This window comes from Vibrio proteolyticus NBRC 13287 (assembly GCF_000467125.1).
GTDB classification, from domain to species: Bacteria; Pseudomonadota; Gammaproteobacteria; order Enterobacterales; family Vibrionaceae; genus Vibrio; species Vibrio proteolyticus.
On sequence record NZ_BATJ01000007.1, the window covers coordinates 1 to 25,946 of the forward strand.

18 protein-coding genes and 1 pseudogene are annotated in these 25,946 nt (G+C 47.8%); 14 read left to right on the forward strand and 5 right to left on the reverse strand.

The window, feature by feature from the left end:
• Window positions 1-207: 207 nt before the first annotated feature.
• Entirely contained in the window at window positions 208-441 is a 234-nt protein-coding gene (gene tatA, locus VPR01S_RS22235) for a twin-arginine translocase TatA/TatE family subunit (RefSeq protein WP_021705177.1), read from the forward strand.
• A gap of 72 nt (window positions 442-513) precedes the next feature.
• On the opposite strand, the gene ylqF is transcribed toward tatA, so the two are convergent.
• Window positions 514-1,458, reverse strand: a complete 945-nt coding sequence (ylqF, locus tag VPR01S_RS09870; protein WP_021705178.1) for a ribosome biogenesis GTPase YlqF — start codon at window positions 1,456-1,458, stop codon at window positions 514-516.
• A 946-nt stretch (window positions 1,459-2,404) separates the two neighbouring features.
• On the opposite strand from ylqF, the gene VPR01S_RS09875 reads away from it, so the two are divergent.
• Together VPR01S_RS09875 and VPR01S_RS09880 are read left to right on the forward strand one after the other, a co-directional pair.
• Window positions 2,405-3,952 (forward strand): hypothetical protein, encoded by a 1,548-nt coding sequence (locus tag VPR01S_RS09875; RefSeq protein WP_021705179.1) that lies wholly within the window; start codon window positions 2,405-2,407, stop codon window positions 3,950-3,952.
• Window positions 3,953-4,119: 167 nt separating this feature from the next.
• Window positions 4,120-5,883 (forward strand): hypothetical protein, encoded by a 1,764-nt coding sequence (locus VPR01S_RS09880; protein ID WP_021705180.1) that lies wholly within the window; start codon window positions 4,120-4,122, stop codon window positions 5,881-5,883.
• On the opposite strand, the gene VPR01S_RS09885 is transcribed toward VPR01S_RS09880, so the two are convergent.
• On the reverse strand, window positions 5,871-6,755 hold the full coding sequence (locus VPR01S_RS09885) for a LysR family transcriptional regulator (protein ID WP_040902549.1): 885 nt from the start codon (window positions 6,753-6,755) through the stop codon (window positions 5,871-5,873). The genes VPR01S_RS09880 and VPR01S_RS09885 overlap by 13 nt on opposite strands.
• 160 nt (window positions 6,756-6,915) lie before the next feature.
• Between VPR01S_RS09885 and VPR01S_RS09890 the strand changes: the two genes are divergently transcribed.
• From VPR01S_RS09890 to VPR01S_RS09915, 6 genes and pseudogenes are all read left to right on the forward strand, one after another.
• Window positions 6,916-7,311: a RidA family protein gene (locus VPR01S_RS09890; protein ID WP_021705183.1), complete on the forward strand. Its 396-nt coding sequence runs from the start codon at window positions 6,916-6,918 to the stop codon at window positions 7,309-7,311.
• A 95-nt stretch (window positions 7,312-7,406) separates the two neighbouring features.
• Window positions 7,407-8,867 (forward strand): aldehyde dehydrogenase family protein, encoded by a 1,461-nt coding sequence (locus tag VPR01S_RS09895; protein ID WP_021705184.1) that lies wholly within the window; start codon window positions 7,407-7,409, stop codon window positions 8,865-8,867.
• Between the two features lie 70 nt (window positions 8,868-8,937).
• Window positions 8,938-9,924 (forward strand): membrane dipeptidase, encoded by a 987-nt coding sequence (locus VPR01S_RS09900; protein WP_021705185.1) that lies wholly within the window; start codon window positions 8,938-8,940, stop codon window positions 9,922-9,924.
• Window positions 9,925-10,139: 215 nt separating this feature from the next.
• Window positions 10,140-11,645 (forward strand): annotated as a pseudogene (locus VPR01S_RS09905) (BCCT family transporter); the annotation flags it as partial.
• Between the two features lie 102 nt (window positions 11,646-11,747).
• Entirely contained in the window at window positions 11,748-13,487 is a 1,740-nt protein-coding gene (locus VPR01S_RS09910) for a hypothetical protein (protein WP_021705187.1), read from the forward strand.
• Entirely contained in the window at window positions 13,484-14,239 is a 756-nt protein-coding gene (locus VPR01S_RS09915) for a DUF3726 domain-containing protein (protein WP_021705188.1), read from the forward strand. Before VPR01S_RS09910 ends, VPR01S_RS09915 begins: the two co-directional genes overlap by 4 nt.
• Before the next feature lie 168 nt (window positions 14,240-14,407).
• Here the strand turns inward: VPR01S_RS09915 and VPR01S_RS09920 are convergent, their stop codons facing one another.
• Window positions 14,408-15,613, reverse strand: coding sequence for a DEAD/DEAH box helicase (locus tag VPR01S_RS09920; protein ID WP_021705189.1), 1,206 nt, complete (start codon window positions 15,611-15,613; stop codon window positions 14,408-14,410).
• A gap of 91 nt (window positions 15,614-15,704) precedes the next feature.
• A complete protein-coding gene (locus VPR01S_RS09925) occupies window positions 15,705-17,750 on the reverse strand; it encodes an ATP-binding protein (RefSeq protein WP_021705190.1) in 2,046 nt (681 codons plus the stop codon).
• Between the two features lie 160 nt (window positions 17,751-17,910).
• Between VPR01S_RS09925 and VPR01S_RS09930 the strand changes: the two genes are divergently transcribed.
• From VPR01S_RS09930 to VPR01S_RS09950, 5 genes are all read left to right on the forward strand, one after another.
• Window positions 17,911-19,260 (forward strand): sigma-54-dependent transcriptional regulator, encoded by a 1,350-nt coding sequence (locus VPR01S_RS09930; protein ID WP_021705191.1) that lies wholly within the window; start codon window positions 17,911-17,913, stop codon window positions 19,258-19,260.
• Window positions 19,261-19,542: 282 nt separating this feature from the next.
• Window positions 19,543-20,553 (forward strand): TAXI family TRAP transporter solute-binding subunit, encoded by a 1,011-nt coding sequence (locus VPR01S_RS09935; protein ID WP_021705192.1) that lies wholly within the window; start codon window positions 19,543-19,545, stop codon window positions 20,551-20,553.
• Between the two features lie 108 nt (window positions 20,554-20,661).
• Entirely contained in the window at window positions 20,662-22,794 is a 2,133-nt protein-coding gene (locus VPR01S_RS09940) for a TRAP transporter permease (RefSeq protein WP_021705193.1), read from the forward strand.
• A 7-nt stretch (window positions 22,795-22,801) separates the two neighbouring features.
• Entirely contained in the window at window positions 22,802-24,013 is a 1,212-nt protein-coding gene (gene lhgD, locus VPR01S_RS09945) for an L-2-hydroxyglutarate dehydrogenase (RefSeq protein WP_021705194.1), read from the forward strand.
• A 125-nt stretch (window positions 24,014-24,138) separates the two neighbouring features.
• Complete coding sequence (locus tag VPR01S_RS09950; RefSeq protein ID WP_021705195.1) at window positions 24,139-25,023, forward strand: sterol desaturase family protein; 885 nt, start codon at window positions 24,139-24,141, stop codon at window positions 25,021-25,023.
• On the opposite strand, the gene VPR01S_RS09955 is transcribed toward VPR01S_RS09950, so the two are convergent.
• Window positions 25,002-25,643 (reverse strand): helix-turn-helix transcriptional regulator, encoded by a 642-nt coding sequence (locus VPR01S_RS09955; protein ID WP_021705196.1) that lies wholly within the window; start codon window positions 25,641-25,643, stop codon window positions 25,002-25,004. The two genes, VPR01S_RS09950 and VPR01S_RS09955, sit on opposite strands and share 22 nt — an antisense overlap.
• Window positions 25,644-25,946: the final 303 nt, after the last annotated feature.

Below are 25,946 nucleotides of genomic sequence, written 5' to 3' on the forward strand. Positions count from 1 at the left end.
CCCAGTATTGGGTCTTTATACAATCTTTACATCTTGTCGGGTAATGTTTGCAACATGCATACAGACAACTTCGTACACTCAATTCAGGTTAAGAACGAAAGTGAGCTGGTGTGGTCTTTTAGTGGGATAAAGTCACTTCGGTTAACGGAAGGGAAGAGCCTGATTTAGCACGACAGGTCTGTCATGTAGTCTGCTGGAGGGGATAAGATGGGTGGAATTAGTTTGGGAAAACTGTTGATTCTGGGCTGCATTATCGCACTTGTTTTCGGGACAAAGAAACTCCGCAGTATCGGAGAGGATGCGGGTTATGCATTGCGTGCTTTTCAAAAAGCAATGCGTGAAGACGCTTCTCCGGCTCATGATGACCATTCTGAAGCGCCGCTTACCGGATCTTCGGAGAACAGACATACGGATAAATCCAAACCACCTCATTACGGGTAACAATGAGGTTTAACTAAAAATCCCCTGGAACAAGCCAGGGGATTTTCTTTTTAAACTGACCGTCGTCTGTTATCAACGTTTGTTTTTCAGGTAACGTTTACGACGCTCTTCTTTTTGTTTGGCTTTTTCTTCTGCCCGACGCGCCGCTTCAATTTCCACTTCAATCAATTCTTGCGTGATCATTTCCGGACGCTCCAGTGTGATTTGCCCTAAGGTACCGGAGCGAAGCTCGTGCAGCAGAATTTCGGAAGCTTTGTGCAAATCAACACGCCCACCCGAACGCAGAGCACCACGGCGGCGACCAATCTCTTCCATTAACTCAATATCGGATTCTGGCAGTTCTTCAATCTGGTAGCGTTCTTTAAGACGGTCTGGATAGGCTTCAGCGAGATATTCTACGGTGTAGAACGCCACTTCGTCGTATTCCATCGCCGTATCTTTGACGGCGCCCGTGGCAGCAAGGCGGAATCCACTGTGAGGATTCTCTACTTTTGGCCACAAGATTCCAGGAGTATCAGACAAGACGATACCGTTTTGCAGATTAATGCGTTGCTGGCGACGGGTCACTGCGGGTTGGTTGCCCGTTTGGGCCACGGTTCTGCCTGCCAGGGTATTGATAATGGTCGATTTGCCGACATTCGGAATACCCATGATCATAGTGCGAATATTTTTGCCGATTTCTTCACGGTGTGGTGCAAGCTTACGGCACAGTTCCATAATCTTATGCACTTCTTGAGTGTTAGACGTTGTGATGGCCATTGCTTTGACATTTTTTTCTTGTTCAAAGTGGTCAATCCAAAGCTGAGTCAGCTCGGGATCCGCCAGATCACGTTTATTGAGTACCTTTACCACGGGCTTGTCGCCACGAAGCTGCGAAATCATTGGGTTTTCGCTGCTGAAAGGGATTCGGGCGTCCAGCACTTCAATGATGACGTCAACCTGAGGGATGGCCTCTTCAATTTCTTTACGTGCTTTGTGCATATGGCCCGGAAACCATTGAATTGTGTTATTAACCATTTGAAACTATTGCCTTTATATTTAATGGTTATGCAAGTGGAGAACGCCAAAAAACATCATGCGCTTTGGCTCACAGCCACCGCTGTTCAGATGTGACAATGTTAACATTTTATTGTTGATGCGGGAATCGGCGAATGTAAACGGGTTGCTGGAAGGTCACTTTTTGATCTTCGAATGGTTTATGTCTATTTGTTACTTTAAGTACGTCGTAATTGAGAGATATGAGTAAACTATAGCGCTGTATATTTGACATGAAATCAATTAATTATACCGACTTTATATTTATAATTTTAAGTTTTTTACACCTAAATTAAATATCACTTCATTAAGAAGTTAGAAGCTTTTTAACTCGTGTTATATGGTGTTGTAAACGATTTATATTTATTTATTGGAGTCTGATTTTAAGTTGATGATTAACGTTTTAATATTACTATTTTTTTGGCTTAGACGTTACAAATGGCAACGATAATAAATAGAAAGATTTATTAAATCTATGGCTTTTAACTGGTTGATAACACATTGATTTTCTTTAATTGATTGTGAGTGTTTCAATCTAATTGATTGAATTTAATTGGTTTTACTGAATTTAATAATGTAATAGGTTGCTTTTTATAAACTTGATTGAGAGCTTTTGTGATCTTGGTCAATGTATTGGATGATATATGTCTTGGTGTTTCTAGGACTTTTTTGTCTTTGTTGTTTATGCGTTTTTATTAATTACTTTTTTCAGTGTCTTGTATTGTTGTGATTAACAGTTGACTGCTTTTGTTGAAAAGTAAATATAAAGAATGTCGTCTCTCTATGACCTATACATATTATTGCTTAACGTATGAACGGTTAATCTCCGGTTTTGGTTTTCAGTTTGTATCAAGCGGTCTTATTAGTTGGCTTTAATCCGACTGTTGAATAAACAAGAAGTTAAATTTCACAACAAAGGATGGATATTATGAACGTACTTAAAAAAACGGGTACGCCTCAGGGTGAAACACAAGATGAGTCTTTGGCTTCAACGGAATACTACCAAGTACTTCAACAGCAAACCGCAGCTGCTGTTCAAGGCGTGATCAGTGATGAGGTCTATGCACTGCAGTTTCCGCCGCAAGGGGGCTTTTTGTATGAATGGCAAAACCTCAATAACATATTTAACCGTGGGACGTACGATCTTATCACTGGCAATGTTAAGCCAGGCAACATTGAGGGAGCGGCGGAGTTAGATGTTGAAGGTAGCTTCCTTGTTGACTACGTGCAGGTCTTATCTGGTATCGAATATTCTCTGAACAACGCAGACACGGCGAACATGAACGAAGTGCAGAATAACGCACAGGCGCAGCAAGCGACGATCGTTCAGGACTATCAGAACACCTATGGCACGATCACCGAAGCGCAACTGAACGAGGCTAAAGAGGTTGTCGGTTCCTGGGGTGTGGCTACCAAATATGACTACATTATCTCTTATGTGATGGGGTCTCAGTGGAGTGGGCGTACTGCCGCTAGCAAACCGCCTCTAACCTACAGTGAGATGTCATCAGCACGCGATCTGAAATTATTGCTGCCAGCACGTCCGGCGTCTTCAGATCGAGTGATAAATGATGTGTCGTTGTATTTGAATATGACTCAGAGCGTTAATACTTTGCAAACGCAAATGCAAAACGGCTCCTGGACAGTAGCACAGGCACTGAACAACACCCGTTATCCATCTGAGCAAAATGGTGGCATGAAAACCTTTAACCCGGTGGATGGGTCTGTTGATACTAAGTACCGCACAGGATGGAAGATCAATAAAGCGATTGCTGACATCAAAAATGATCTGAACAACGAGAGTCGTGTGATTGAGTTTAAGATGACTACGTCTGAGGCTTCGGGATCGCGCATGGATGTCAGTATCAATGGGCAGGCTGGGATCAGTGTAGGCTCATGGCTTAAATTCTCGTTGGGTACCAGTTTCTCTTATGATATGTCGACGTTTGAAGGTACCAGTCGTGATGCAGAAATTACCGTGCAGTATAAAGGCTACTCAATTGTTCCAATCAGTGTTCTGGCGTGGCAGCAGGACATCGACGAAGGCTGGTACAATGGGGAAATTATCCGACAGGCGGTAGAAAGCGAAGGGAAAGACGTCAGCGGCTTTAAGTTCTCTTCGCAAACGTCACTACCGTTTAACTTTGATTCGTTGAGTGATGGCGGTGATTTTGGTTGGTTGAACAATGTCATTATCAGTAATTACCCAACTATCACCATCAAGTACAAAAATGCGGATTTTAATAGCTTTAAGCAAGCATGGAGTACTCACACATCTGGGAACCTGAAACTATTTGGTTTTATTTCTCTGGGGTCATTTGATGCGGGGGCTTCTGGTAGCAGCTATGAGCAGGGGGCAACCAACAATGAGTTTACACTGACGTTCAGCCCGTCTCAGGAAATTTTGACCGTACCTGAATTCCAGCACCAAGGCTTCGTTATCGCAGGAGCGGTAACTAACCCTGGTTCGAAATAGTCGCAGTGTCTTGACTATCGAACTGCCACTTAGACGTTAAGGCTGGAGGAGATATTCTCCAGCCTGTTTTCCGTTTTTGTTAATAGTAAGTACACGACAGATATTGAGCAAAGGTATCGTTTAATACCTCCAGTCCAGATTGGTGGGTGAGAACAAGGATAAATCCAATGTTTACTCGCGGTTTAACCCTTTGGTGTATTTTAGGATGGCTGATTACGTTCAGCGCCTATACGCAAGTGCCGTGTGAGGTGGAATCTGCGGGGTACGACCATGCTTGCATGCAAGGCGTGCAGCCAATCAAGCGTGAAGTGGGAACGAACACGGCACTGAGGAGCGACACGGATTACGAGGCTCTGGGTGGATACTATCAATATGTAACCCAAGAGTTTCGCAAAGTGTTGCCTCCGAGTCTGGATGATAATGTGGCGGTGGTACTGGATCCTGAATATGCTCGTTTCCCATATTGGTATGTGAACGAAAACCTGATTTTTAATCAATACACTTATGAATATGTTAGCTCGCGAGTGTTGCCTGGGCCTGTTTTGGGTACGGTAGAGTTATCAGAGGGTAACGGCTTTACCAATGCCTACATTCAAGTCCTGTCCGGAACGACCTACCATTTAAGTATCTGGCAACAAACGCTCTTGTCTCAACAACAGAAATCACTGGAACAACTCAGCAATAACATTGTGCAAACATATGAGCAAATATACGGTGTGATCACTGACGCTCAGATCGAAAGTGCCAACACAGCGCTCACCGAGTTTCAGGTTGGGATATCCACCAAGTTGGATTTTGTATTCACCTATGTCATTGGCTACCTTTGGAGTGCACGCGATCAACAGAACCTGGCACCTCTCAGTTTTACCCAATTGGTTAACTTGCCAAACCTAATCAGGTATCTGCCTGAGATGCCCTCAGACGGAGCGATACTACTGCCTACAATAACGCTGTATTTTCATCTGTATTCCCGGGTCAAAGCGGTAAACGATACGTTGCAAGTCAACACTAATGCGCTAGACCAAACACTGGACAATGCGCAGCGCCCTACACATGCCAACGGTGGGATTGAAGTGTTCGATCCGGTGAACGGAAAAGTCTCGCCAAACCTGTTGCCAGGGTATGCGATAGGTTTGTCATTGGCAGAAATTCAAAACGCACTCAGTGATAAAAGCCGGGTGATCAGTCTGAGCTTTACTGTCAGTTCGGACTCAAAACGTCAACAGACGACAGAAGCGGGGGCTTATCCGATGCAGGGCAAGGTTATGTTCTCGAACGACCAAGGTCAGGCAGTTAACCTGGGGGAGATTGCATCGGACGGAAAAGTCACGATTGATGTCGTCTACCAGGGGTATATTTACGTGCCGATATTCAGAGCAGATTTCAGTTCCAGTTCGGCAAGTGGCTGGTTTTATAGCAACCCTATCTGGCAAGCCAGCCAAAACTGTGGACGAGCGGTTACAGGCTATCATTTCGTTGTCCCACCGCCTTTTAATTTCAGTGAACTTGCTCAAGGGGGCGACTTCGGTACGTTAAGCGGGGTATTGATTGCAAACTCGCCGCAAGTGACGATATCGATCCAGCCTTCCTCGACAGCGCAAGGAGAGATCAAGTCGATGGCTGACAGTTTGGGAATGGGGAGTATACGGATTGAAGGTGTACCTTTAGTCGGACGCCTCAATCAGCGTTTTCACCACGTCAGTGTGACGTTGCCCAAAGAGAAGTCATCGGGTGAGCCGGTGTATTTTGTTGTCACCGATTCACAAGATGACGATGACGAGAAGTCAAAACCGGTCACGGTGCCAGCGGAGATGCAGATGGCGGACGTATTACTGGCCTCCGTACTGTACCCGGGAAGCCAGGAAGATACAGTATCCGCAAAATGCGAGAATGAAAAAGGAACGAGCCTGGCGCAAGGTTATTCACTCTGAAGCTGCAGATAGTGGACGCACAAATCTTGAAACGCTTTCGCTTGTGGTGAGATTGTGCGGTCATTCAAAGTGAAAATGCCAATCTGCCTTTTTAAGGGCGGATCGATAAGCGGGATCCATACGAGGCGAGTTTCGTTGGTCGGAAACGCCAGTTTCGGCAGTGTGGTGATACCTATCCCTAATTCCAGAACAGAGAATAATGAGGTGATATTTTCGACGGAGTAGAGCGCTTGCGCACTCAAGGCTCGAGCCGGTGTCGGATCAAGTAAAGTGCATGTTCCATTTCTAATAAAAGGTTGTTTTAACAGAGTCTGCCACTCAATACCTTCTGGATGATTGGCGATAGGGTTGTCTTTTAAACAAACAACGCCAATCGGATCGGACAGCAGCGGTGTAAACTCGATAGTCCTGTCATCCAGGTGAGATGGATTACCGAGTGCTAAGTCGACCTCTCCGGACAACAGACGGGCTTCAACCCCTGATGCGTTGTCGTCAATCAAGCTCACTTCAACATTTGGAAACTGTTCACAGAACGCGCCTAAAACACTAGGAATAAGCTTGGCAGCTACGGAAGGTACGCTAGCGATACGGACCCGGCCTTGCTGACCAGCGGCTGCGGCCTTCAAATCGTTATCCAGTGCATTGTAGATGTTCAGAAACTGAATGATCTTAGGCAAACAGATTTCACCGAAGGGTGTCAGCTTGGATTTATTGCCCGGCTCAAATAGAGTTTGCCCGAGGAGTTTTTCCAGTTCTTTGATGGATGTTGATAACGCCGCCTGGGAACGGTTTGCTCGATGGGATGCGGCGCGAAAGCCGCCTTCTTCGACCACCATCACAAAATGCTTTAATTGTTGAAGTTTGATACTCACGATAAAAACCTTAGTAATCCCTTTATTTATCTTGTTGTTAATAGTGGTGATAGATTTTTCTTATCAAATGTAAGAAATTTACCGTTCGATTTATCACGTGTCAATGTGCAGTATTTAACCATCTTGAAACATAGTTTTTACAAAGGTTGAAAGGCACGTAATGACTTCTACCCACAAATACTCAGTTAAGACAGCGCTGTTTGCGTCTAAAGCGCCATTGGAATGGGCCATTGTTAACAATGGCACCTTATATACTGCCCAAATCCCAATTAATGAGTCAGGTGCTGTCGTGGAAGGCGGTATCGAAGCCCAAACTCGTCAAACCTTCAATAATTTGGTTCACACACTGGAATGTGCAGGGGAATCGCTCGACTCTGTCCTGCAAGTACTGATTTATGTGACCGATCGTGAGTATCTGAAAACCGTTAACCATATCTACGCCGAATACTTTGAAGCACCTTACCCAAATCGTGCTGCCATGGTCGTAGCGGGGTTGGCACGCGAAGAAATGCTGGTGGAGTTTGTGGTGTACGCCTCAGCAAGCCAACCAGAGTAGAGAACAATAATCAGAGCCTCATGTTTAGGCTTTACCAGTGAGATTAGTGGGTTGGTGGAAAGCCACCGAACGTCAGGAAGAATAAGGACAGAGCAATGACTTTTATCAATAATGTTCAAGCAGACAGATCTCTTTACATTGCAGGTGAATGGCAAGCTGGTGTCAATGCCATTGCCAATATTAACCCTTCAGACATCAGTGAAAACTTAGGTGACTTTGCTCAGGCGAGTGAAGGACAAGTTGAACTAGCCATTCAAGCAGCGAAAGTCGCGCAACCAGAGTGGGAAAAAACGCCGATTGAACGCAAACAAGCGGTTCTGCAGGCGATTGGGGATGAGCTCATAGCACGTTGTGATGAGCTTGGTACGCTGCTTTCGCGTGAAGAAGGTAAACCTTTTGCTGAAGGCCGCGGTGAGATCTATCGCGCGGGTCAGTTCTTCCAGTATTTTGCGGCGGAAGTGCTGCGTCAAATTGGTGATAACGCAGCTTCTGTCCGTCCAGGCGTCTCCGTTGAGGTGACTCGTGAAGCCGTTGGCGTTATCGCCATTATCTCTCCCTGGAACTTCCCAACCGCGACTGCTGCTTGGAAAATCGCGCCAGCGCTTGCTTTTGGCAATAGCGTAGTATGGAAGCCCGCCAATCTGACTCCGGCAAGTGCGGTTGCGCTGACGGAGATTATCCATCGTCAAGGCTTGCCTGCAGGCACATTCAACCTTGTCTTGGGCAGCGGTTCGCAAGTGGGCAACACGCTTATCAACTCGAAAGATATACATGGCGTGAGCTTTACCGGTTCTGTCAATACCGGACGTAAAGTCGCTGCCGCGACTGCACCGAATTTTGTACGTTGTCAGTTAGAAATGGGCAGTAAGAACGCGCTGGTGGTTGCCGATGATGCAGACATCCGGATCGCTGTCGAAGCGACCATTGCAGGCTCTTTTTCTGGTGCTGGTCAGAAGTGTACTGCGTCTTCGCGTTTGATCGTTATGGACGGCGTTCACGATGCTTACGTTGAAGCGCTGATCAAACGTATGAGCGAACTAAAAGTCGGTCATGCGCTAGAAGAAGGCATTTTTATGGGGCCAGTGGTTGATGGTAACCAACTGAATGCCAACTTCGAATGGATTGAGAAAGCTAGGCAAAGTGGCGCTGAGTTGGCATTTGGTGGAGAGCGTCTGCATCTGCAACACGAAGGCTTCTACATGTCACCGACGCTTTTCCTTAATACACAAAACCACTGGGAAGTGAACCAAGAAGAAGTGTTTGCACCAATGGCGAGTGTGATTCGAGTGTCTGATTTGGAGGAGGCGATTGCCGTGGCGAACGATACTCGCTTTGGTTTGACGGGCGGCATTATTACTCAAAGTCTCCGCAACAGTGCCATCTTCAAGCAACAAATACAGACAGGTTGTGTCATGGTCAATCTGCCTACTGCGGGCACGGATTATCACGTGCCGTTTGGTGGTCGCAAAGAATCAAGCTTTGGTCCACGTGAACAAGGTCAGTATGCGAAAGAGTTCTACACCGTGGTGAAAACCGCTTATCAACGTCCTTACTAAGTAATTGAAATAGGGTAGCTGAGTATTTGTCTACCCACCTTAAAGGCTCATCAACGTTTAAGGAGTGGTTATGTACCAACAACGGATTGTGATTGACGGATTGCAGTACTGCAATTGGGATCGAGAATACTTTCAAACGCTGAAGGCAAGCGGCATTACAGCTGTGCATGCCACGATTGTCTATCACGAAAATGCACGAGACACCCTCACTCGCTTTGCTGAATGGAATCTGCGCTTCGAGCAAAACGCAGACTTGATTATGCCAATTCACTCGATGGCGGATGTAGAGAAAGCAAAAGCAGAAGGCAAAGTCGGTGTCTTCTTTGGTGCGCAGAACTGTTCTCCCATTGACGATGAAATTGGCTTAATTGAGGTCATGCGCCGTCAGGGCTTGCTGATTATGCAATTGACGTACAACAACCAAAGTTTGTTGGCGACAGGGTGTTACGAGCAGAACGACTCTGGCGTAACACGATTTGGAAAGCAAGTCATCGAAGAGATGAATCGTGTTGGTATGATCATCGATATGTCACACAGCGCAGAGCGATCAACGTTGGAAGCAATTGACTTTTCGTCTCGTCCAATTTGCATCAGTCACGCTAACCCAACTTTTGCTCATGATGCACTGCGCAACAAATCCAACACTGTCATTAAGGCTCTGACCGAGCGCGGTGGATTGATCGGCTTTAGCTTGTACCCATTCCATTTGCCGAATGGTAGCCAATGTACGCTAGAAGATTTCTGCCAGATGGTTGCAAAGACCGCAGACCTGTTTGGGGTAGAACACCTAGGTATTGGTAGTGATCTTTGTTTAAACCAACCACAACAAGTGCTTGAGTGGATGCGTAATGGCCGTTGGTCAAAAGCAATGGACTACGGCGAAGGGGACGCAAGCAATGCGGGTTGGCCTGATGCGCTGCCTTGGTTTAGCGGTAGCAAAGGAATGGAAAATATTTACAACGGCTTAAAGTGCCATGGATTCAGTGAATCCGAGGCAGGAAAAATCCTGGGTGAAAACTGGTTTAACTTTCTGAACGAAGGGTTAGACGCTAGCTAGGTTGTGTAACCCAAGTAAACATGGAGTAGCCCGCTCAAAAAATAATAACAAGGCGGGTGTTAACGTCACTTTTTGCAGCCGTTATGGCCGCTGCAATTAACCTCTGGAGTCAGAGTATGTCTGATTTAACCAATAGCATGAAAGCTTCTGCGATGAGTGTGTCATCGCAGAAGCACCCAGCGCAACATTGCGACACACCAGGAACAGTAAATTCACCAGATAAGTTAGGGTTGAGCAATCCTGCGCTATGGTACAGCGGCGGCTTTATTGCTCTGTTTGTTGCCATCGCACTTTATGATGGTGAACTGCTTTCAACCCTCGTTAATACGGGTTTTGCATGGTCGGTGAAAGTCTTCGGTCCGTATTGGCAAATACTGCTTCTTCTCACTTTTCTTATTGGTCTTGGCTTGGCAGCAGGGCGAACAGGCAAGGTGATTTTAGGTGGAATAACGAAGCCTGAAATGGATGGTTTCCGTTGGATGGCCATCATCTTCTGTACGCTTTTAGCAGGCGGTGGCGTATTTTGGGCGGCGGCAGAGCCTATCGCGCATTACGTGAGTCCACCACCTTTGTATGGTCCGCAAGACAATCCTCAGCAAGCTGCTATTAACGCGTTGTCACAGTCGTTTATGCATTGGGGGTTCCTGGCATGGGCAATCGTTGGCAGCTTAACCTCTATCGTGGTGATGCACTTGCACTACGATAAAGGTTTGCCGCTAAAACCTCGTATTTTGCTTTATCCAGTATTGGGTGAGAGAGCGCTAAAAGGTCAAACGGGGGCATTGATTGATGCGTGCTGCATCATCGCGGTAGCAGCGGGGACAATTGGCCCAATTGGATTCTTAGGCTTGCAGGTTAGTTACGCGTTAAATGCGTTATTTGATGTTCCCGACGGCTTTACCACACAACTGATCATCATTCTGTTTGCGATTGTGCTGTATACCGTATCGGCTTTGAGTGGTCTAAATCGTGGTATGCAAATGCTGAGTCGGTACAACGTGATCTTAGCAATGGCATTGATGGTCTACATTCTGCTGTTTGGTCCAACAGACTTTATATTCAATGGTTACATTCAAGGTGTTGGTACCATGCTAGATAACTTCATTCCAATGGCGACTTATCGTGGTGATGAAGGGTGGCTGAGCTGGTGGACGGTATTCTTCTGGGGCTGGTTTCTGGGATATGGACCGATGATGGCGATCTTTATTGCTCGTATCTCTCGTGGCCGCAGCATTCGCCAAATCATTTCTACCATCAGTATTGTTGCGCCACTGACCACTTGTTTCTGGTTCACCATCGTTGGTGGGTCGGGCTTGGCGTTTGAAATTGCGAACCCAGGTAGTGTAAGTACGGCATTTGAAGGGTTTAACTTACCAGGCGCGTTGCTCGCTGTTACTCAACAATTACCAATGCCGATGCTGGTGTCAATCTTGTTCTTGATTTTGACTACCATCTTCATCGTAACTACGGGTGACTCGATGACGTACACCATCAGTGTGGTGATCAGTGGTGAGACGGAGCCAAATGCCATTATTCGTACCTTCTGGGGGGTGGCAATGGGCATCACGGCACTGATTCTTATCTCGCTCGGCTCTGGTGGCGTTTCAGCCTTGCAGTCCTTCATCGTGATAACAGCGGTTCCAGTGTCGTTAATCTTGTTGCCATCACTTTGGAATGCTCCGCAGATCGCCATCAAGATGGCTAAAGAGCAAGGGCTATAAATTCTTAAAAATCACATTCAATAACGTGGAGCTTGTGCGGGTGTCTCCTCTTGTACCGGTACAAGTCTAGATTCTTACAATAAAAAATAGGTGGTGAGCAAAATGGATGCACATCGTTCTACTTACACTGAAGTAAAACTTCGCAATGCCGATATTGTGATGGCACCAGACAGGCTAGGCGCTATGCACCAGAACCGAATCAGCTTTGTCCGAAGCTTGATTCGAAAAATGGCGAGTCAAGAGTGGCAAGTGAGCAAACATGAGTGGCAATTGTGCCCACGTGGATTTGGTCATGTGATCTACAAATTGGTGACTCCAACACACGTTTACCATTTGGTGGTGTTTTGTGACGAAATTGCCGATGAAGAGCGTAATGACCGAGTCATTGCCGAAAAATGGGACGTGACTTTTGCCCTCGTGAAGGGCGAAGTCAATGTCGAGCTTCTAGAGCAACTCAGAGACAATGTACCATTGCAAGAGGCCGGACGTAACCCGAACAACGTGTTGGTTCTCGCACGTGCGAATAAGAGTGTTCGTGTATTTGAACACATTGTTCGCGCGTTATCAAAAGGAGAACAACCAGAACCTAAAGAGCTCGCAGACGTCGGCTACATCCTACGAACCACCGCGGTTTATGGTAATGGCAAGTTTGGTATTGCCGACTTCAAATTGCTGGAGAACAACCCAGACTTTAGTCAGTCTTTCAGTGCGCAAATGTGTGCGGTTTACATGCTCAGAGAGTTCAGCCTTGACTGGGTGCATTACCTGGCTTATCAACAGGGCGGAGGCAACGCCATTACGCTTCATAAAGGCTTGCAGCGCTATCTTGGTGTGGGCAACGCGACAGGTTTAGGCATGGCGCCATATTTGATCAACCACCCATGTGTTGTCGATCAATGGATGACATCACGAGAGCGTGCCATTGCGAACGTACTGGCACAGCCATGTGACGCCGTAGCGTTAGAGATGCCTCTGCAAACGTTACTCTCAAAAGCACAGCGCCACCTAGAACAAGTGGTTACGATCAACACACATCAAGATAAACTTAACCATCAGGCGAAAGAGGACATCAAAACGTTACAAGTCAATTTGAATGCGTTGATGGTCGCGCATTCAAATTGGGCGAGTTTAATTGAGCAAACCTCCACAATAAGTTTGGAGGCCCAAGAAATCCTAATATCATGTTTGATTGAACTCTACCCAGCTTTGGTTGATGAATTTGAAAACCAAATGAACACTGACGAGTCACTTTCGATCCCCGGGGGAAAAAGTGTTCAGGATGTTCTGCAAGTGCTAGAACACCGATATCGCTGGTCGATTGACGCCGATTACTCGCTACCGGAGAACAACTATTGGTTTTGGTACCGCTCGCAAGACAAAGAAGAGCCAAGACTCGGTGTTCGTGGAGAAGAGATTGGAGAAGAGCGAGAACTGCCACTCGATATTGGTCGACAAGTAAACCGTCTTTACCGCACGCTACAAAAATGCCAATCAGAAACGTCATTAGCGGAGTTCTTGCTGAAAAAGCCTCAATACCGTGCGATTACGCGTCGGGTGTGGACGCTTGGCAATCGTGCCATGGGTGATATCCAAATGAACGTACTCCGTAAAGATGCGTTACCAATGCATTTGCTTCGCTGTAAGTTGGCCATTTTCGGCGCGACAAAGTTTGACCCGCGCTCAGACCGCTGGGTCCGTGTGACCTTTTTCCAAGGCGCCCCGTTACTCGATGAAATTCACGACCCGAATTACACCGATACATGGATTTTCCCAATCATGCCAGAACGAGGGGATATCGAGCGAAGCAACAATCAAAGAATCGATGGAGGTGTTGCATTATGATTGTCTCTCACAATGAGCTGGTTGCTGCGGTAAACAGAGCGTTCCTTGGTATGCGCCGCCACTGTGGCGAAGCGGATTTAATCGCCAACATGGTAGCGGATCTGCAGATGGTGGGATTAGGTGGTGTCAGGCATTTTAATAATGCCAGTACGTTTCTCAATCTGGATTCAGACTGCGCTGTCTCTATCAACAAGCACACAGAGTCGAGCATTGATGTTTCGCTAAACAACAGCAGCGTAGCGTGCCATCTGCCTGTGGTATTAGATTTTGCACTGGAGAAAATGATCAACAACAAATCCGCAACAATTATACTTCGCCAATGCCACAACCGCTGGCTGGCTTACAGCGAACTGGTAAAACTCTCCTCGAAGGGGATTGCATGCCGCGCTCAATGGGTGAATGGTTCCAGCCCAAAGCGAACCTTGTATGTATTGAACCGAGGACACGTTGCTCCAGAAGTGTTTTTCTCCGAACAGGTGAATGAGGATCATGGCGCTGATTCTCACAGCATGATCATAGAGCTGTCGGTGTATGATTTCGACATCGAGGTAAGCTCACAGGGATACTCCACTCATATCGAAGGGGAAGAGCTCAATCTCGTGCAAGCCGAGTCTTGGGAAAAAGGCATATTTGTCGACGATGCCGAATGGGAAGTATTGAAACAAACGGCGACGGTTTTTCTGGTTGAAAACAGCGAACGCTCAATTCAAGGCGCTGGGGAACAACAGACGTATAACCTGATGGCTAATTGAGCCACGAAGATGGTACCGTGACACAAAGTGGGCGAATAGCAGGTTTGTGGTCATAAGCTGCTTGGAAGAGAAACGCCAGCGAGTGCCGGCGTTATCGAAAGATCCTTACTGCTCTGAACGGCGTGATGGGCCTTTTCTTCGGCGAGGTGGACGAGAGGGCATATCTGCTTACTCGCTGTTCTTATTCGTCGATTGGCGCTTGCTTTTAGGCACGTAGTTAAGGATTGAGATTGGCACTTCTTTGCGCGGTTTAAATCCTTCAATCTCGCGTCGCTCGATCAAATGACCCAGACGACTTTCGATCATGCACAGGTTTTTGAAGTTGTCTTTTGATACAAAAGACACCGCTTCCCCTTGCGCGTTTGCGCGCCCGGTACGACCGATACGGTGAACGTATTCATCAGCAGGGTAAGGTAGATCGTAGTTGACAACTCGCGGCAGATCTTCAATGTCGATACCACGTGCGGCAACACCGGTCGCGACGAGAAACTTCACCTTACCTTGTTTAAAATCGGCCAGTACTTGTTCGCGAATGGCCTGGCTACGGCCACTGTGGAAAGCCTCAGCTTCAATGCCTCGTTTCTCAAGTTGAGACACCAATTTCGCAGCACCGTGTTTGGTTTCGATAAAAATCAGAGTCTGCTGCCAGTTAAAGTGTGTGATCATGTGTGCCAGTAAGCTGGACTTCATGTCTTTATCCACAGTAACCAGCCATTGCTCGATATTCGATTTGGAGGCGCTGTGCTTCGCGATCGTAATTTCTTCCGGATGGGTAATGGCGGATTTCGCCAGATCGCGTACAGGGTTTGACAAGGTCGCTGAAAACAGCAGATTTTGCACATCTTCAGGCAGGCGAGCGATAATTTTATTGATGTCTTCGATGAAGCCCATGTCTAACATGCGGTCGGCTTCGTCCAGCACCAGCACTTCAACTTCATCAAAGTGGACCGCTCGTTGACCGTACAGATCGATCAATCGGCCTGGTGTTGACACCAGAATATCCACACCGTCGATCAGGCGTTGCTTTTGCACCTTATCATCAACGCCACCGAACATCGCCATCGACGTGAGGTTAAGGTACTTCGCATACTGTTTGATGTTGTTATCAACTTGGATCGCGAGTTCCCGTGTCGGTGCCAGAATCAGTGCCCGAATGCGTTTTTTACGTTGGGTTTCAGCTTCGCTGAGTCGATCCAGAATAGGCAAAACAAAACTGGCGGTTTTACCGGTACCGGTTTGAGCGGCGGCGATCAGGTTTTTACCGGATAAGACAATCGGAATAGCTTTCTGTTGGATTGCCGTCGGCTGTTCGTAACCAAGGTCAGTGACCGCGTTTACCAGTGTTTGTTTAAGGCCAAGTTTTGAAAATGACATGGGAATCCCGGATTTGACGAGTAACGATCAGGATCAGTTGGATAAAAGTACTGAACCCGGTTAAGGGCGCGTATTCTAACACGCTGACTCTTTATGCCAATTGAAACTTCAGCAGGAATGTCATGCCGCCTGCCGGATTGAGTGCTGCGGAAATCTCACCGCCTAAATCACGCATGTTGTTGGCCGAAATGGACAAGCCAAGTCCGAGGCCTTCGCCCATCTTTTTGGTGGTGCTAAATGGTTCAAATATCGTCGCCAACTGTGAGGGCTCAACCCCACAACCGTTGTCTGTGATCTGTACTTCAAGTGTGGTGTTGGTCTCGCTGACTGAAACCGTCAGCTGAGGAGAAGGGGACACAGCCATGGCATCAATGGCATTCGATATCAAATTTCCCAATACCTGACGCAGGCGTTGCTCTTCCCCCAGCACATCAGGAACCTCGGCCGGTACGCGGATTCGTACATCAATGTTTTCGAGTCTCTGCTGATAGATGCGCAGCACTTCCTGAAGTGCCTCGCTAAAGGAGATAGCTGACAGCCGTTCTGGCTTGTTGTAAGCGAACGTTTTGAGTTGTCGGGTCATGTTTGCCATCCGGTCAATCAGCTTATCCATCAAACGGTTATTGGCTTCAATCATTTTTTTATCGCCGCGTTCCATCAACAGTGTGTTGGTGGTCATCAAGGTTCTTAATCCTGTAAGCGGCTGGTTCAGTTCGTGAGTGACGGCACTGGACATGCGCCCAAGCGCGGCCATTTTACTCGCCTCGATCAGCTGCGACTGCGCCTGTTTCAGAGCCTCAGTCCGTTCTTCCACCCGCAAGGAAAGCAGGTCATTGGCTTCTCGCAGTGCTTGTTCCGCCTTTTTCCGCTTGCTGATGTCCGAGACCGTGGCGAGGTAATGTTGTTGGCCGTGAAGTGGAAAACTGGTGAGGGAAAATAAAACAGGGAACAAGGTTCCGTCACTTCTTCGGGCGAGCGTTTCAACACCACTGATCTCCGCCAGCTCGCGGTGTTTATTCAAATCACGCAGTAAATTCAGCGTGGTGGAGCTGTCATTACCCGTATCGAATAACTCCCATGAATTCAGGGCGCGGATCATGTTGTCTGACAAGACAAACAGGCGCTTGGCCATCGGGTTGATGTCAATGATCTGGCCTTCGCCGTTAAGCAATAACAGACCAACTTGGGTCTTGTTGATCATCTGATTTAATCTTTGTTCTGATTCGGTGATCAGTTCCTGAATTCGTTGTTGGCTGATTTCTTTTTGCCGGCGTTGGAAGCGGATCACACCAAGCAGGAAAAACACCAGCATAGCGGTAGACACAATCCAGCCCACCGCCGCCGAAAGTTGATTAATGGGAGCGGTGGGAGAGAGGTAACTCAGTTGCCATTTGAGATCATCAAGACGTACGGTTTGTGCAAAGTAGGCCTTACCATCCAATACCCAGCGGGTCACTTTGCTACCCTGATACAAGCGATCTTGTTGAATTTCGACCTGATTTAGTGGTTCATTGAGCCAGTCTGCGGTGTAGGTATTGCTGCTGGACAAGAAAAAGCGATTGAGATGGTTTTGCAGCAAGATGATGTCCTGGCTGGTTAACCACTGTTCGGTCAGCAGCCGCAAATCGAGTTGAACCACGACAATGCCTGCGATGGTCAGGTTGTCAAAAACCGGTGCTGCCAGATAGTAAAACGGGCTGGCTCCCCGGGTTTTGCTCACCAAAGACGTGCCTTCCCCCTGAGTTTGGATTTGTTCGACAATTGCACGGCGATCGGACAAGCTAATGTGCTCGCCGTCTAGGCTTGCCGAAAGAATGTTTCCCTGATCGGACAATATGTACCAGCCTTTAGTGTTGGCGGCTTTATCCAGTTGAATCAATTCTTGTTTGAGATCACTGGCATTGGCTCCCGTCCCACTAACCAGTGCGAGGGTATCGGCATTGTTGGTCACCAGATAAGGCAGGTGATAGAAGCGTCGCAGAGCACGGCGTATGTCACCGATGTAATTGAGCAGATTTTGCTGTGAATCGTATTGTGCCTGTTGTGTCAGCCATTGACGCGCAATCTCTTTACTGCCCCAGTGAGCCAGCCAGACAAAGATGGCGGCGACGAGAATCCACATCCATTTGCGTTGCATTATCGTTTTCCACCCCAATCAAGATTCGTACCCAGATTGCTTGCTTTGTTATTGATATTAAACCTTACTAAGTAAGAAGTGGGATCCAGCTCCTTTTCTAAAAGCGAGCTTTTGCCTACCGTACAGCAATAAATCGCATCGTAATAAGTGGTAGCAGTAGATGGAAGCAGGATTCGAGGGACGGATTGCCCTCATTGAAGACGATGAGATCGTCAGGCAGGCCACTGGTCAGTGGTTGAAACTGGCTGGTTTTGAGGTTGAAGAGTTTGCCAATGGTGCCGAGGCGCTTAATTCGATTCCAGTGCAAGCGTTTGATGCCGTTATCAGTGATGTACGTTTGCCGGATATTGATGGTATTGAACTCCTCAAACGATTCCAGCACAACGTACCGGATGTGCCGGTCATATTGATCACCGGTCACGGTGATATAGACATGGCAGTCAAAGCGCTTCACCTCGGGGCATTTGATTTTATTGAGAAACCTTTTCAACCTGATCGGCTTTCAGAAGCCACACTTCGAGCGGTGGAACACTTTCGTCATCAGGGATCGGGTCAGCAACGCGAAGAATATCTGGCCAGTATCTCAGGGTTGGAAAAAGTGCTGGTTGGCCAGAGTGATGTCATGCGCAGACTGCGAGAGCAGGTCGCCCGCGTAGCAAAGATTGACACCAATGTGATCATTTATGGGGAAACCGGATGCGGTAAGGAACTGGTCGCCAACAGTTTGCATCAGGAAAGTGTCAGACGTGCTTACCGTTTTGTTCCGATTAATTGTGGAGCCATCCCAGAAACCCTGTTCGAAAGTGAGCTGTTTGGCCACGAAGCGGGCGCTTTTACCGGGGCCGCTAAGCGCCGTATCGGTAAACTGGAGTATGCAGACAAAGGTACGCTGTTTTTTGACGAAATTGAAAGTATGCCTGCGGCGATGCAGGTAAAAGTATTGCGCAGCCTGCAAGAAAATATCGTTGAGCGGGTCGGAGGCAATCAGCAAATTCCGGTGGATCTCAGAGTCGTAGCTGCGGCCAAAGAGGATCTGCTTGACCACCCTGAATTTCGTCAGGATCTTTTCTACCGCCTGAACGTGGCGCAGATCCACATTCCGCCATTGCGTGAGCGTGGCGATGATGTCTTAATTTTATTCGAGCACTTTTCCCGACAGGCCAACCCGACGAGCCGCGCCGCGAGTGATGCGGATATCCGTGGCCTGCTCGCGTATTCTTGGCCTGGTAACGTGCGTGAATTACGCAACGTTGCGATTCGTTATGCACTCGACAACACCGTTTCGGTGGTTGAATTACTGGCCAGTCGCCCGAGTACCATTATTGAACCGACAGTGTCCGGTGTTCCTTTAGCGATACAACTGCATAACTTTGAGCGAAAAGTGATCCACGAGGCTTTGGTTCGTCACCATGGAAAAATCAACGAAGTAATGCAAGAACTTGATTTACCGAGAAGAACACTGAATCAGAAAATGCAGAAGTTGGGCCTCAACCGCTCAGATTACACCTGATCCCCCATCGGCAAGATTTTGCTTAGCCCTAAAGTTACAAAAAAATAACATTGATCACACCTTGGTCATATTTGTGATGAATAACCCGGATATATCCGAATCCAGATGAGCAAGATTTTGCTCATCTGGATCAACCATAATGAGCATAAACTTGCTCATTTTATGAGAGGTTTTGTTTTATTTCTCATAAAAACAAATAGTTAAAAACTGGCATCACTATTGCTCTTACTTCATGAGAGTTAACAACCCTTTAACGTGAAACGTACTACACGGAGAGTAATAATGAAAATCAATAAACTCATGAAGACAATGGCGGTCGCACTGGCTTCATTTGGCCTGGTTGCGCAGGCATCGGCTGCTGATGATCGCAGTTACATTCTGGCTACGGCATCCACTGGTGGTACCTATTATCCGGTTGGTGTTGCATTAGCGACATTGAGTAAGGTCAAGCTGAGTCCACAACATCATTTTTCCCTTTCTGCTATCAGCTCAGCCGGTTCAGGTGAAAACGTCAAACTACTGAATGAAAATGAAGCGCAATTCGCGATTCTTCAGGGATTGTATGGCGCATGGGCCTGGTCGGGCGAGGGGCCGTATAAAGGCATTAAACAAGAGAAACTGCGTTCAGTCTCAATGCTGTGGCAAAACGTTGAGCACTTTATTGTACGTTCTGAACTGGCTAAGACCGGTTCGGTGACGGATCTGTCTAATCTGGCCGATAAAAAGTTTTCTATCGGAAAGAAAAATTCAGGGACAGAAAATTCAGGACGACAGATCATGAAAGGCCTGAATGTGGATCCGGATTCATTCAATCTGGCTTATATGGGATATGGCGGCAGTGCCAGTGCGTTACAAAACGGGACTATTGATGGCATGAACACACCAGCCGGTGTGCCTGTTGGCGCTGTCACGCAGGCGTTTGCTGCATTGGGGAATGACATTAAGATTCTGGAATTCAGTGATGAGCAGATCAAAAAAGCCAACGGCAATTACGAGCTCTGGACCAAATACGTCATTCCAGCCAATACCTACCCAGGCTTGGACAAACCGATCACGACCATCGCCCAGCCGAACTTCCTTGCCGTTCGCGACGACATTTCAGAAGAAGATGTGTATCAGCTAACCAAAGCGATTTATGAAAACCTGCCGTTCTTGCAAGGTATTCACAAGGCAACAAAAGCCATGGCGCTTGAGAAAGCCATCGCAGGCCTGCCGGTGCCACTGCACCCAGGCGCAGCGCGTTACTACAAAGAAGTGGGTATCAGCATTCCATCTAATCTACTGGCGAAATAAGCCCAGACGGCTTCTTTCGGGGAGCCTTTCTTTCCACTCTTATCAACACGGGATGCCGTTGTCGGCTCCCGTGGTTACTGCCTGGCTGCCGGGCGTCTGGAGTTTCTCATGAGCGATTCAATTGAAAAGGAATTGCAGAAGTTTGAATTGCCTACGCGAACCGATTTTCCGTGGGTAACCACAGCTGTTACCGTACTGGGGGTGATCCTGTCGGTCATCCACATTTGGTTCAACACTTTGTCTACCTGGTCAGAACTTTGGATATCAGCGACGCATTTTGCTGGCTTTGCCGCCATTTGTGCGTTGTGGTATCCGGCCCACGCCTCGCTGAAGAAAAACAAAATCGCGTTGGCGTTTGATGTGTTGATTGCACTGGCGGCGTTTGCCTGCTTACTTTACATTCCCTATGCCGAAGATGCCTTGTATGAGCGTGGAGTTAAGTTCGTTACCAGCGACTGGTTTTTTGCCATTCTGGCGATTGTGATTGTTATCGAACTTATCCGCCGCACAATGGGCTGGTTTATCCCTGTGCTGATCGTAATTTGTCTGAGTTATGTGGTGTTATGGGGGAAGTGGGCGACAGGCATTTTTCACTTTCCCGGTCTCAGTATGGAGACGTTACTCTATCGCAGCTTTTACTCGTCTGAAGGCATGTTTGGTTCTATCTCCCGCATCAGTTGGAGTTACGTGTTCATGTTCATCCTGTTCGGTGCGTTTCTGGTGCGTTCTGGTGTGGGGGATTACATTATTAACGTCGCGCGGGCGGCGGCGGGTAAAATCATCGGTGGCCCAGGTTTTATTGCGGTGATCGGCTCTGGATTGATGGGCTCTGTGTCCGGGTCGAGTGTGGCGAACACGGTGTCGACGGGGGTCATCAGTATTCCGTTGATGCAAAAAGCAGGCTTCCCGGCTCGTTTTGCTGCCGGTGTTGAAGCCGCAGCGTCAACGGGCGGACAACTGATGCCACCTGTGATGGGGGCCGGGGCGTTTATAATGGCATCTTACACTCAGATCCCGTATGTCGATATCATTGCGGTGTCGTTTGTGCCTGCACTGATCTATTTTCTGTCGGTAGCCTTTTTTGTTCGTATTGAAGCAAAGCGCAGTGGGGTACAGAAGATCACCACCAGTTCAGAGTCATTGCTGAAAGTGTTGGTGTCCGGCTGGCACAACCTGATTCCATTGGTCGTTTTGGTGACTTTGTTGGTGAAAGGATTTACGCCGACCTATGCGGCCGGGCTGTCGATCATTTCTGTCGTGGTTTCGAGCTGGTTTTCAAAAGAGCACAAAATGGGGCCTCAAGCGATTGTTGAAGCCTTAGCTCAGGGCGCAAAGAACATGGCGACAACAGCAGTGTTGCTGGTTGGGATCGGTTTGGTGATCAACGTCATTAGTACCACAGGGATCGGCAATACGTTCTCCTTGATGATTGATGGCTGGTCCAACGGTGATCTGCTGACCATGTTAGTACTGATCGCATTGGCGTCGTTAGTCTTGGGGATGGGCTTACCGGTAACCGCTGCGTATATCGTACTGGGAACCTTGTCGGCGCCGGCACTGTACAAGTTGTTAGCGGAAAATCAATTGCTGGAACTGATGATGTCTGGACAGTTACCTGAGCAGGCGAAAGCAATTTTCATGTTGGCGGCACAAGACAAACTGGAATTGCTGAATGCGCCAATGGCACTGAGTACAGCGCAAGAAATGGTGGCACTCGTGCCAGCGGACTTCATGGAAACTTTGTTAGAGCAGAGTTTAGGGATTGAAGCGGTGGGTTTGGCACTGTTGGGGGCCCATTTAATTATTTTCTGGTTGTCACAGGACAGCAACGTCACTCCACCAGTCTGTCTGACCGCCTTTGCAGCTGCCACTATCGCAAAAACGCCACCAATGCGCACAGGGATGATGGCGTGGAAAATCGCCAAAGGGTTATACTTGGTCCCGCTCTTGATTGCATATACTGATCTCGTGAGTTGGGACGTAGCCGAAGTACTGACCGTCGGTGCGTTTGCTATTGTTGGTACTTACGCCATGATTGGTGCGATTGAGGGATATCTGGAAGGGCCGCTCAACGTATTGTTGCGAGTGGTCCTGTTGGCAACAGGGGTTGCGTTGGTTTGGCACAATGTACCTATCTGGGCCCGTCTTATCGCATGTGTGGTATTTGTGGCTGTGTTTGTCTACAGCAATAAGTGCTATAAAGCGAGTGCGTCAAACGTGTCTATGTCTCAAGGAGCGTAACATAACAATGTATGACTACATTATCGTTGGTGGTGGCATCGTCGGAGTATCAACGGCATGGCAACTCAAGCAGCAACATCCGGACAGTTCGATTCTGTTGCTGGAGAAGGAATCCGGCTATGCACAGCATCAGACCGGCCATAACAGCGGTGTGATTCATGCCGGAGTGTATTACGCTCCGGGCAGTCTGAAAGCGGATTTTTGTAAACGTGGTGTCGAGCGCACAACCGAGTTTTGTGCCAATCACAATATACCCGTGGAAAACTGCGGGAAGCTGCTGGTGGCCACCACGCCTGCAGAGCAGGATCGGATGATGGCTTTGTACGAGCGCTGCCATGAGAATGGTATTGACGTGGAACTGCTCGACCAAGCGCAGTTAAAACTGGCAGAGCCCAATATCACAGGGCTCGGGGCCATTTATGTGAAAACGACGAGTATAGTGGATTATCGTTTAGTCACAGAGCACATGGCGGAAGAGTTTAAAGCTATGGGTGGGCAGGTGAGCCTGCGTACCCGGGTTACTGCACTAGCAGAAAATGACGAAGAAGTGCAGGTCACTTGTGAGTCAGATGGTCAGACAATGCAGCTTAACACCCGTTTTCTGATCACCTGCAGCGGTTTGATGGCGGACCGGCTCACCAAAATGCTGGATATCGAGACCGATTTTCAGATCGTGCCTTATCGTGGTGAATATTACCGCCTGGATCAGAAGCACAATCAAGTCGTCAATCATCTCATTTATCCGATTCCGGATCCGGAGCTACCGTTTCTCGGTGTCCATCTGACCAGAATGATCGATGGTTCCGTCACGGTTGGCCCTAATGCCGTTCAAGGCTGGAAACGAGAAGGTTATGGTAAGGTGAATGTCAGCTTGCGTGACAGCCTCGAAATGCTGACTTTCCCGGGATTCTGGAAAGTCAGCATGAAACACCTCAGCTCGGGGCTCGCTGAGCTAAAAAACTCATGGTGGAAGCGCGGTTATCTGAAAATGGTGAATAAATACTGCCCATCGATTCAGGTGTCGGATCTTAAACCTTATCCCGCTGGTATCCGGGCTCAGGCAGTGCTGAGTGACGGGACCTTAGTGCATGACTTTCTGTTTGCCGAGAGTACGCGCAGTCTCCACGTTTGCAACGCACCATCACCTGCGGCTACGTCTGCTCTGCCGATAGGAGAGTATATTTGTCAGCGTATTAACGACAAAGTCGCCGCGCTTTAACGGATTATCGTCTCTAGGGATGTTCGGTGGAGCATCCCACTTTTGTTAATCTTCGAGTATCGACTCTAGAAAATTGTTAATGGTGTGTTAAGTTTAAACCGTCAGTTTTGGTTACGGTTTCGAATATGCACAACCTTATTACCCATCCCGAGTGGCTGTTACTCGCACTTGCTCCTGTTTTTTTCGTTTTCATGCTTGCGGAATATGTGCTGGGGCAGAGAAAAGGCCGTTTGCCCGCTTCAGCGGCGTATCGTTGGCCGGAACTGTTATGTAACCTTGTCCTGGCTGGCCTGCATCAGGGAGCGGATTTATTAGCAGGGCTGCTGATCGCGCATCTTTATCTTTGGGTGTTTGGCTGGCGTCTTTTCGATATTGACATGACGCTCTGGAGCTTTCTTCTGCTGATGGTTTTGCAGGACTTATGCTACTACTGGTTTCACCGCGCGAGCCACCGTATTCGTTGGATGTGGGCAGCTCACGTTGTGCACCACAGTTCTGAGCGTATGAACTTCAGTACGGCATTTCGTCAGAGTCTGATGTACCCACTCGCTGGTATGTGGGTATTTTGGATGCCGTTGGTGGTGCTGGGCTATCCGCCGGAGTGGGTGGTGTTTGTCGTCCTGCTCAATCTTGGGCTGCAATTCTTTGTTCATACGCAATGGATTCGTTCACTCGGTCCGCTGGAATGGGTACTGAACACGCCATCACATCATCGCGTACATCATGGCCGAAACCCACAGTACATTGACAAAAATTACGCAGGCATTCTGATCATCTGGGATCGCCTGTTTGGAACGTTTGTCCCCGAGCGTGAGCCTGTTGTTTATGGGATTACCAAGCCAGTACACAGTGTAAATCCACTGGTGGTTACGTTCAGTGAATGGCGTGATATGTTCAGAGATCTGACCTTGCCGGGACAAACTGTAAAACAAAAGCTCGCGATAATCTGTCGCCCGCCAAGCGATAAACCGAGTACGTCAGAGCGAGATCACAGCCCTGACGAGGCGTGAGTGTATTTTACCAGCCGGATCGCATCGTGACGGCGGTGAACATCCAGCTTCTTGTACAGTTTATAGACGTGCGTTTTTACCGTACTTTCCGCTAAAAACAGCTGATTTGCGATTTCCTGGTTGGTCTTGCCATGGGAGAGTAAATCGAGAATTTGGCGCTCACGGTTGGTGAGTTGGTCGTATCTGAAGTTATTGAATACTCCCGGGTCTCGATAGAAATGGACCATTTGTTCCAGACAACGTCGGGGTAGCCACAAACCGCCGTTCATGATGTAAGTGACGCTCTCTGTGAGGTGCTCGACCGACGCGCTCTGATAAAGTATTCCTCTTAAGGATCGCCAGCGGATAAACAGCTCGTTCAACTCACCCTCTGGGATATTGTGAACCAGTATATGGACGCCCAACAGATCAAAATCTGGCAGGCTGTCGCTGTCCGTCAACTCGACAAGATAGTGATAATCCAGCAGCACCAGGTCAATCATGAAGCTGCTACTCAGGCGGTTCAACTGCTCTGCGCTGCATGTTTGGATATTTAACTGTGTTATCGAAGCCAACTGTTGTTCAATGAGGCTGCTTTGCAGACTCTTTTCCGTCAAGATGACGAGTGTTCTAATAGTCATTTTTTATACCCGGAGCTCAGTAATCTTTAGGTTGAAAACTGCTTGTTCCGACAATATGCACATACACATACTGCTCCAGATCAAGTATATGCGACGGGCACAATATCGCAGTATGAACCCCAAAAATCTAACCCCCAGATGAGATTAGGAATTTCCAGTAGTTCTTAGTGATTAGGCGTGAATTGAGCTAAACTCAACGTTAGTCCTAAGTGGCTTAGGGAAATGCCTGAAAACTCGCACTCATTGTGTTATTGATTGAATATTGAGCCAAGACGAATTGACCGCCGAAGTGGTAATTGAGCG

Excerpts from the sequence above, each read along its gene's own strand:
- tatA (WP_021705177.1), top strand. The coding sequence starts at position 208 with ATGGGTGGAATTAGTTTGGGAAAACTGTTGATTCTGGGCTGCATTATC.
- ylqF (WP_021705178.1), bottom strand. The coding sequence starts at position 1,458 with ATGGTTAATAACACAATTCAATGGTTTCCGGGCCATATGCACAAAGCA.
- VPR01S_RS09875 (WP_021705179.1), top strand. The coding sequence starts at position 2,405 with ATGAACGTACTTAAAAAAACGGGTACGCCTCAGGGTGAAACACAAGAT.
- VPR01S_RS09880 (WP_021705180.1), top strand. The coding sequence starts at position 4,120 with ATGTTTACTCGCGGTTTAACCCTTTGGTGTATTTTAGGATGGCTGATT.
- VPR01S_RS09890 (WP_021705183.1), top strand. The coding sequence starts at position 6,916 with ATGACTTCTACCCACAAATACTCAGTTAAGACAGCGCTGTTTGCGTCT.
- VPR01S_RS09895 (WP_021705184.1), top strand. The coding sequence starts at position 7,407 with ATGACTTTTATCAATAATGTTCAAGCAGACAGATCTCTTTACATTGCA.
- VPR01S_RS09900 (WP_021705185.1), top strand. The coding sequence starts at position 8,938 with ATGTACCAACAACGGATTGTGATTGACGGATTGCAGTACTGCAATTGG.
- VPR01S_RS09910 (WP_021705187.1), top strand. The coding sequence starts at position 11,748 with ATGGATGCACATCGTTCTACTTACACTGAAGTAAAACTTCGCAATGCC.
- VPR01S_RS09915 (WP_021705188.1), top strand. The coding sequence starts at position 13,484 with ATGATTGTCTCTCACAATGAGCTGGTTGCTGCGGTAAACAGAGCGTTC.
- VPR01S_RS09920 (WP_021705189.1), bottom strand. The coding sequence starts at position 15,613 with ATGTCATTTTCAAAACTTGGCCTTAAACAAACACTGGTAAACGCGGTC.
- VPR01S_RS09925 (WP_021705190.1), bottom strand. The coding sequence starts at position 17,750 with ATGCAACGCAAATGGATGTGGATTCTCGTCGCCGCCATCTTTGTCTGG.
- VPR01S_RS09930 (WP_021705191.1), top strand. The coding sequence starts at position 17,911 with ATGGAAGCAGGATTCGAGGGACGGATTGCCCTCATTGAAGACGATGAG.
- VPR01S_RS09935 (WP_021705192.1), top strand. The coding sequence starts at position 19,543 with ATGAAAATCAATAAACTCATGAAGACAATGGCGGTCGCACTGGCTTCA.
- VPR01S_RS09940 (WP_021705193.1), top strand. The coding sequence starts at position 20,662 with ATGAGCGATTCAATTGAAAAGGAATTGCAGAAGTTTGAATTGCCTACG.
- lhgD (WP_021705194.1), top strand. The coding sequence starts at position 22,802 with ATGTATGACTACATTATCGTTGGTGGTGGCATCGTCGGAGTATCAACG.
- VPR01S_RS09950 (WP_021705195.1), top strand. The coding sequence starts at position 24,139 with ATGCACAACCTTATTACCCATCCCGAGTGGCTGTTACTCGCACTTGCT.
- VPR01S_RS09955 (WP_021705196.1), bottom strand. The coding sequence starts at position 25,643 with ATGACTATTAGAACACTCGTCATCTTGACGGAAAAGAGTCTGCAAAGC.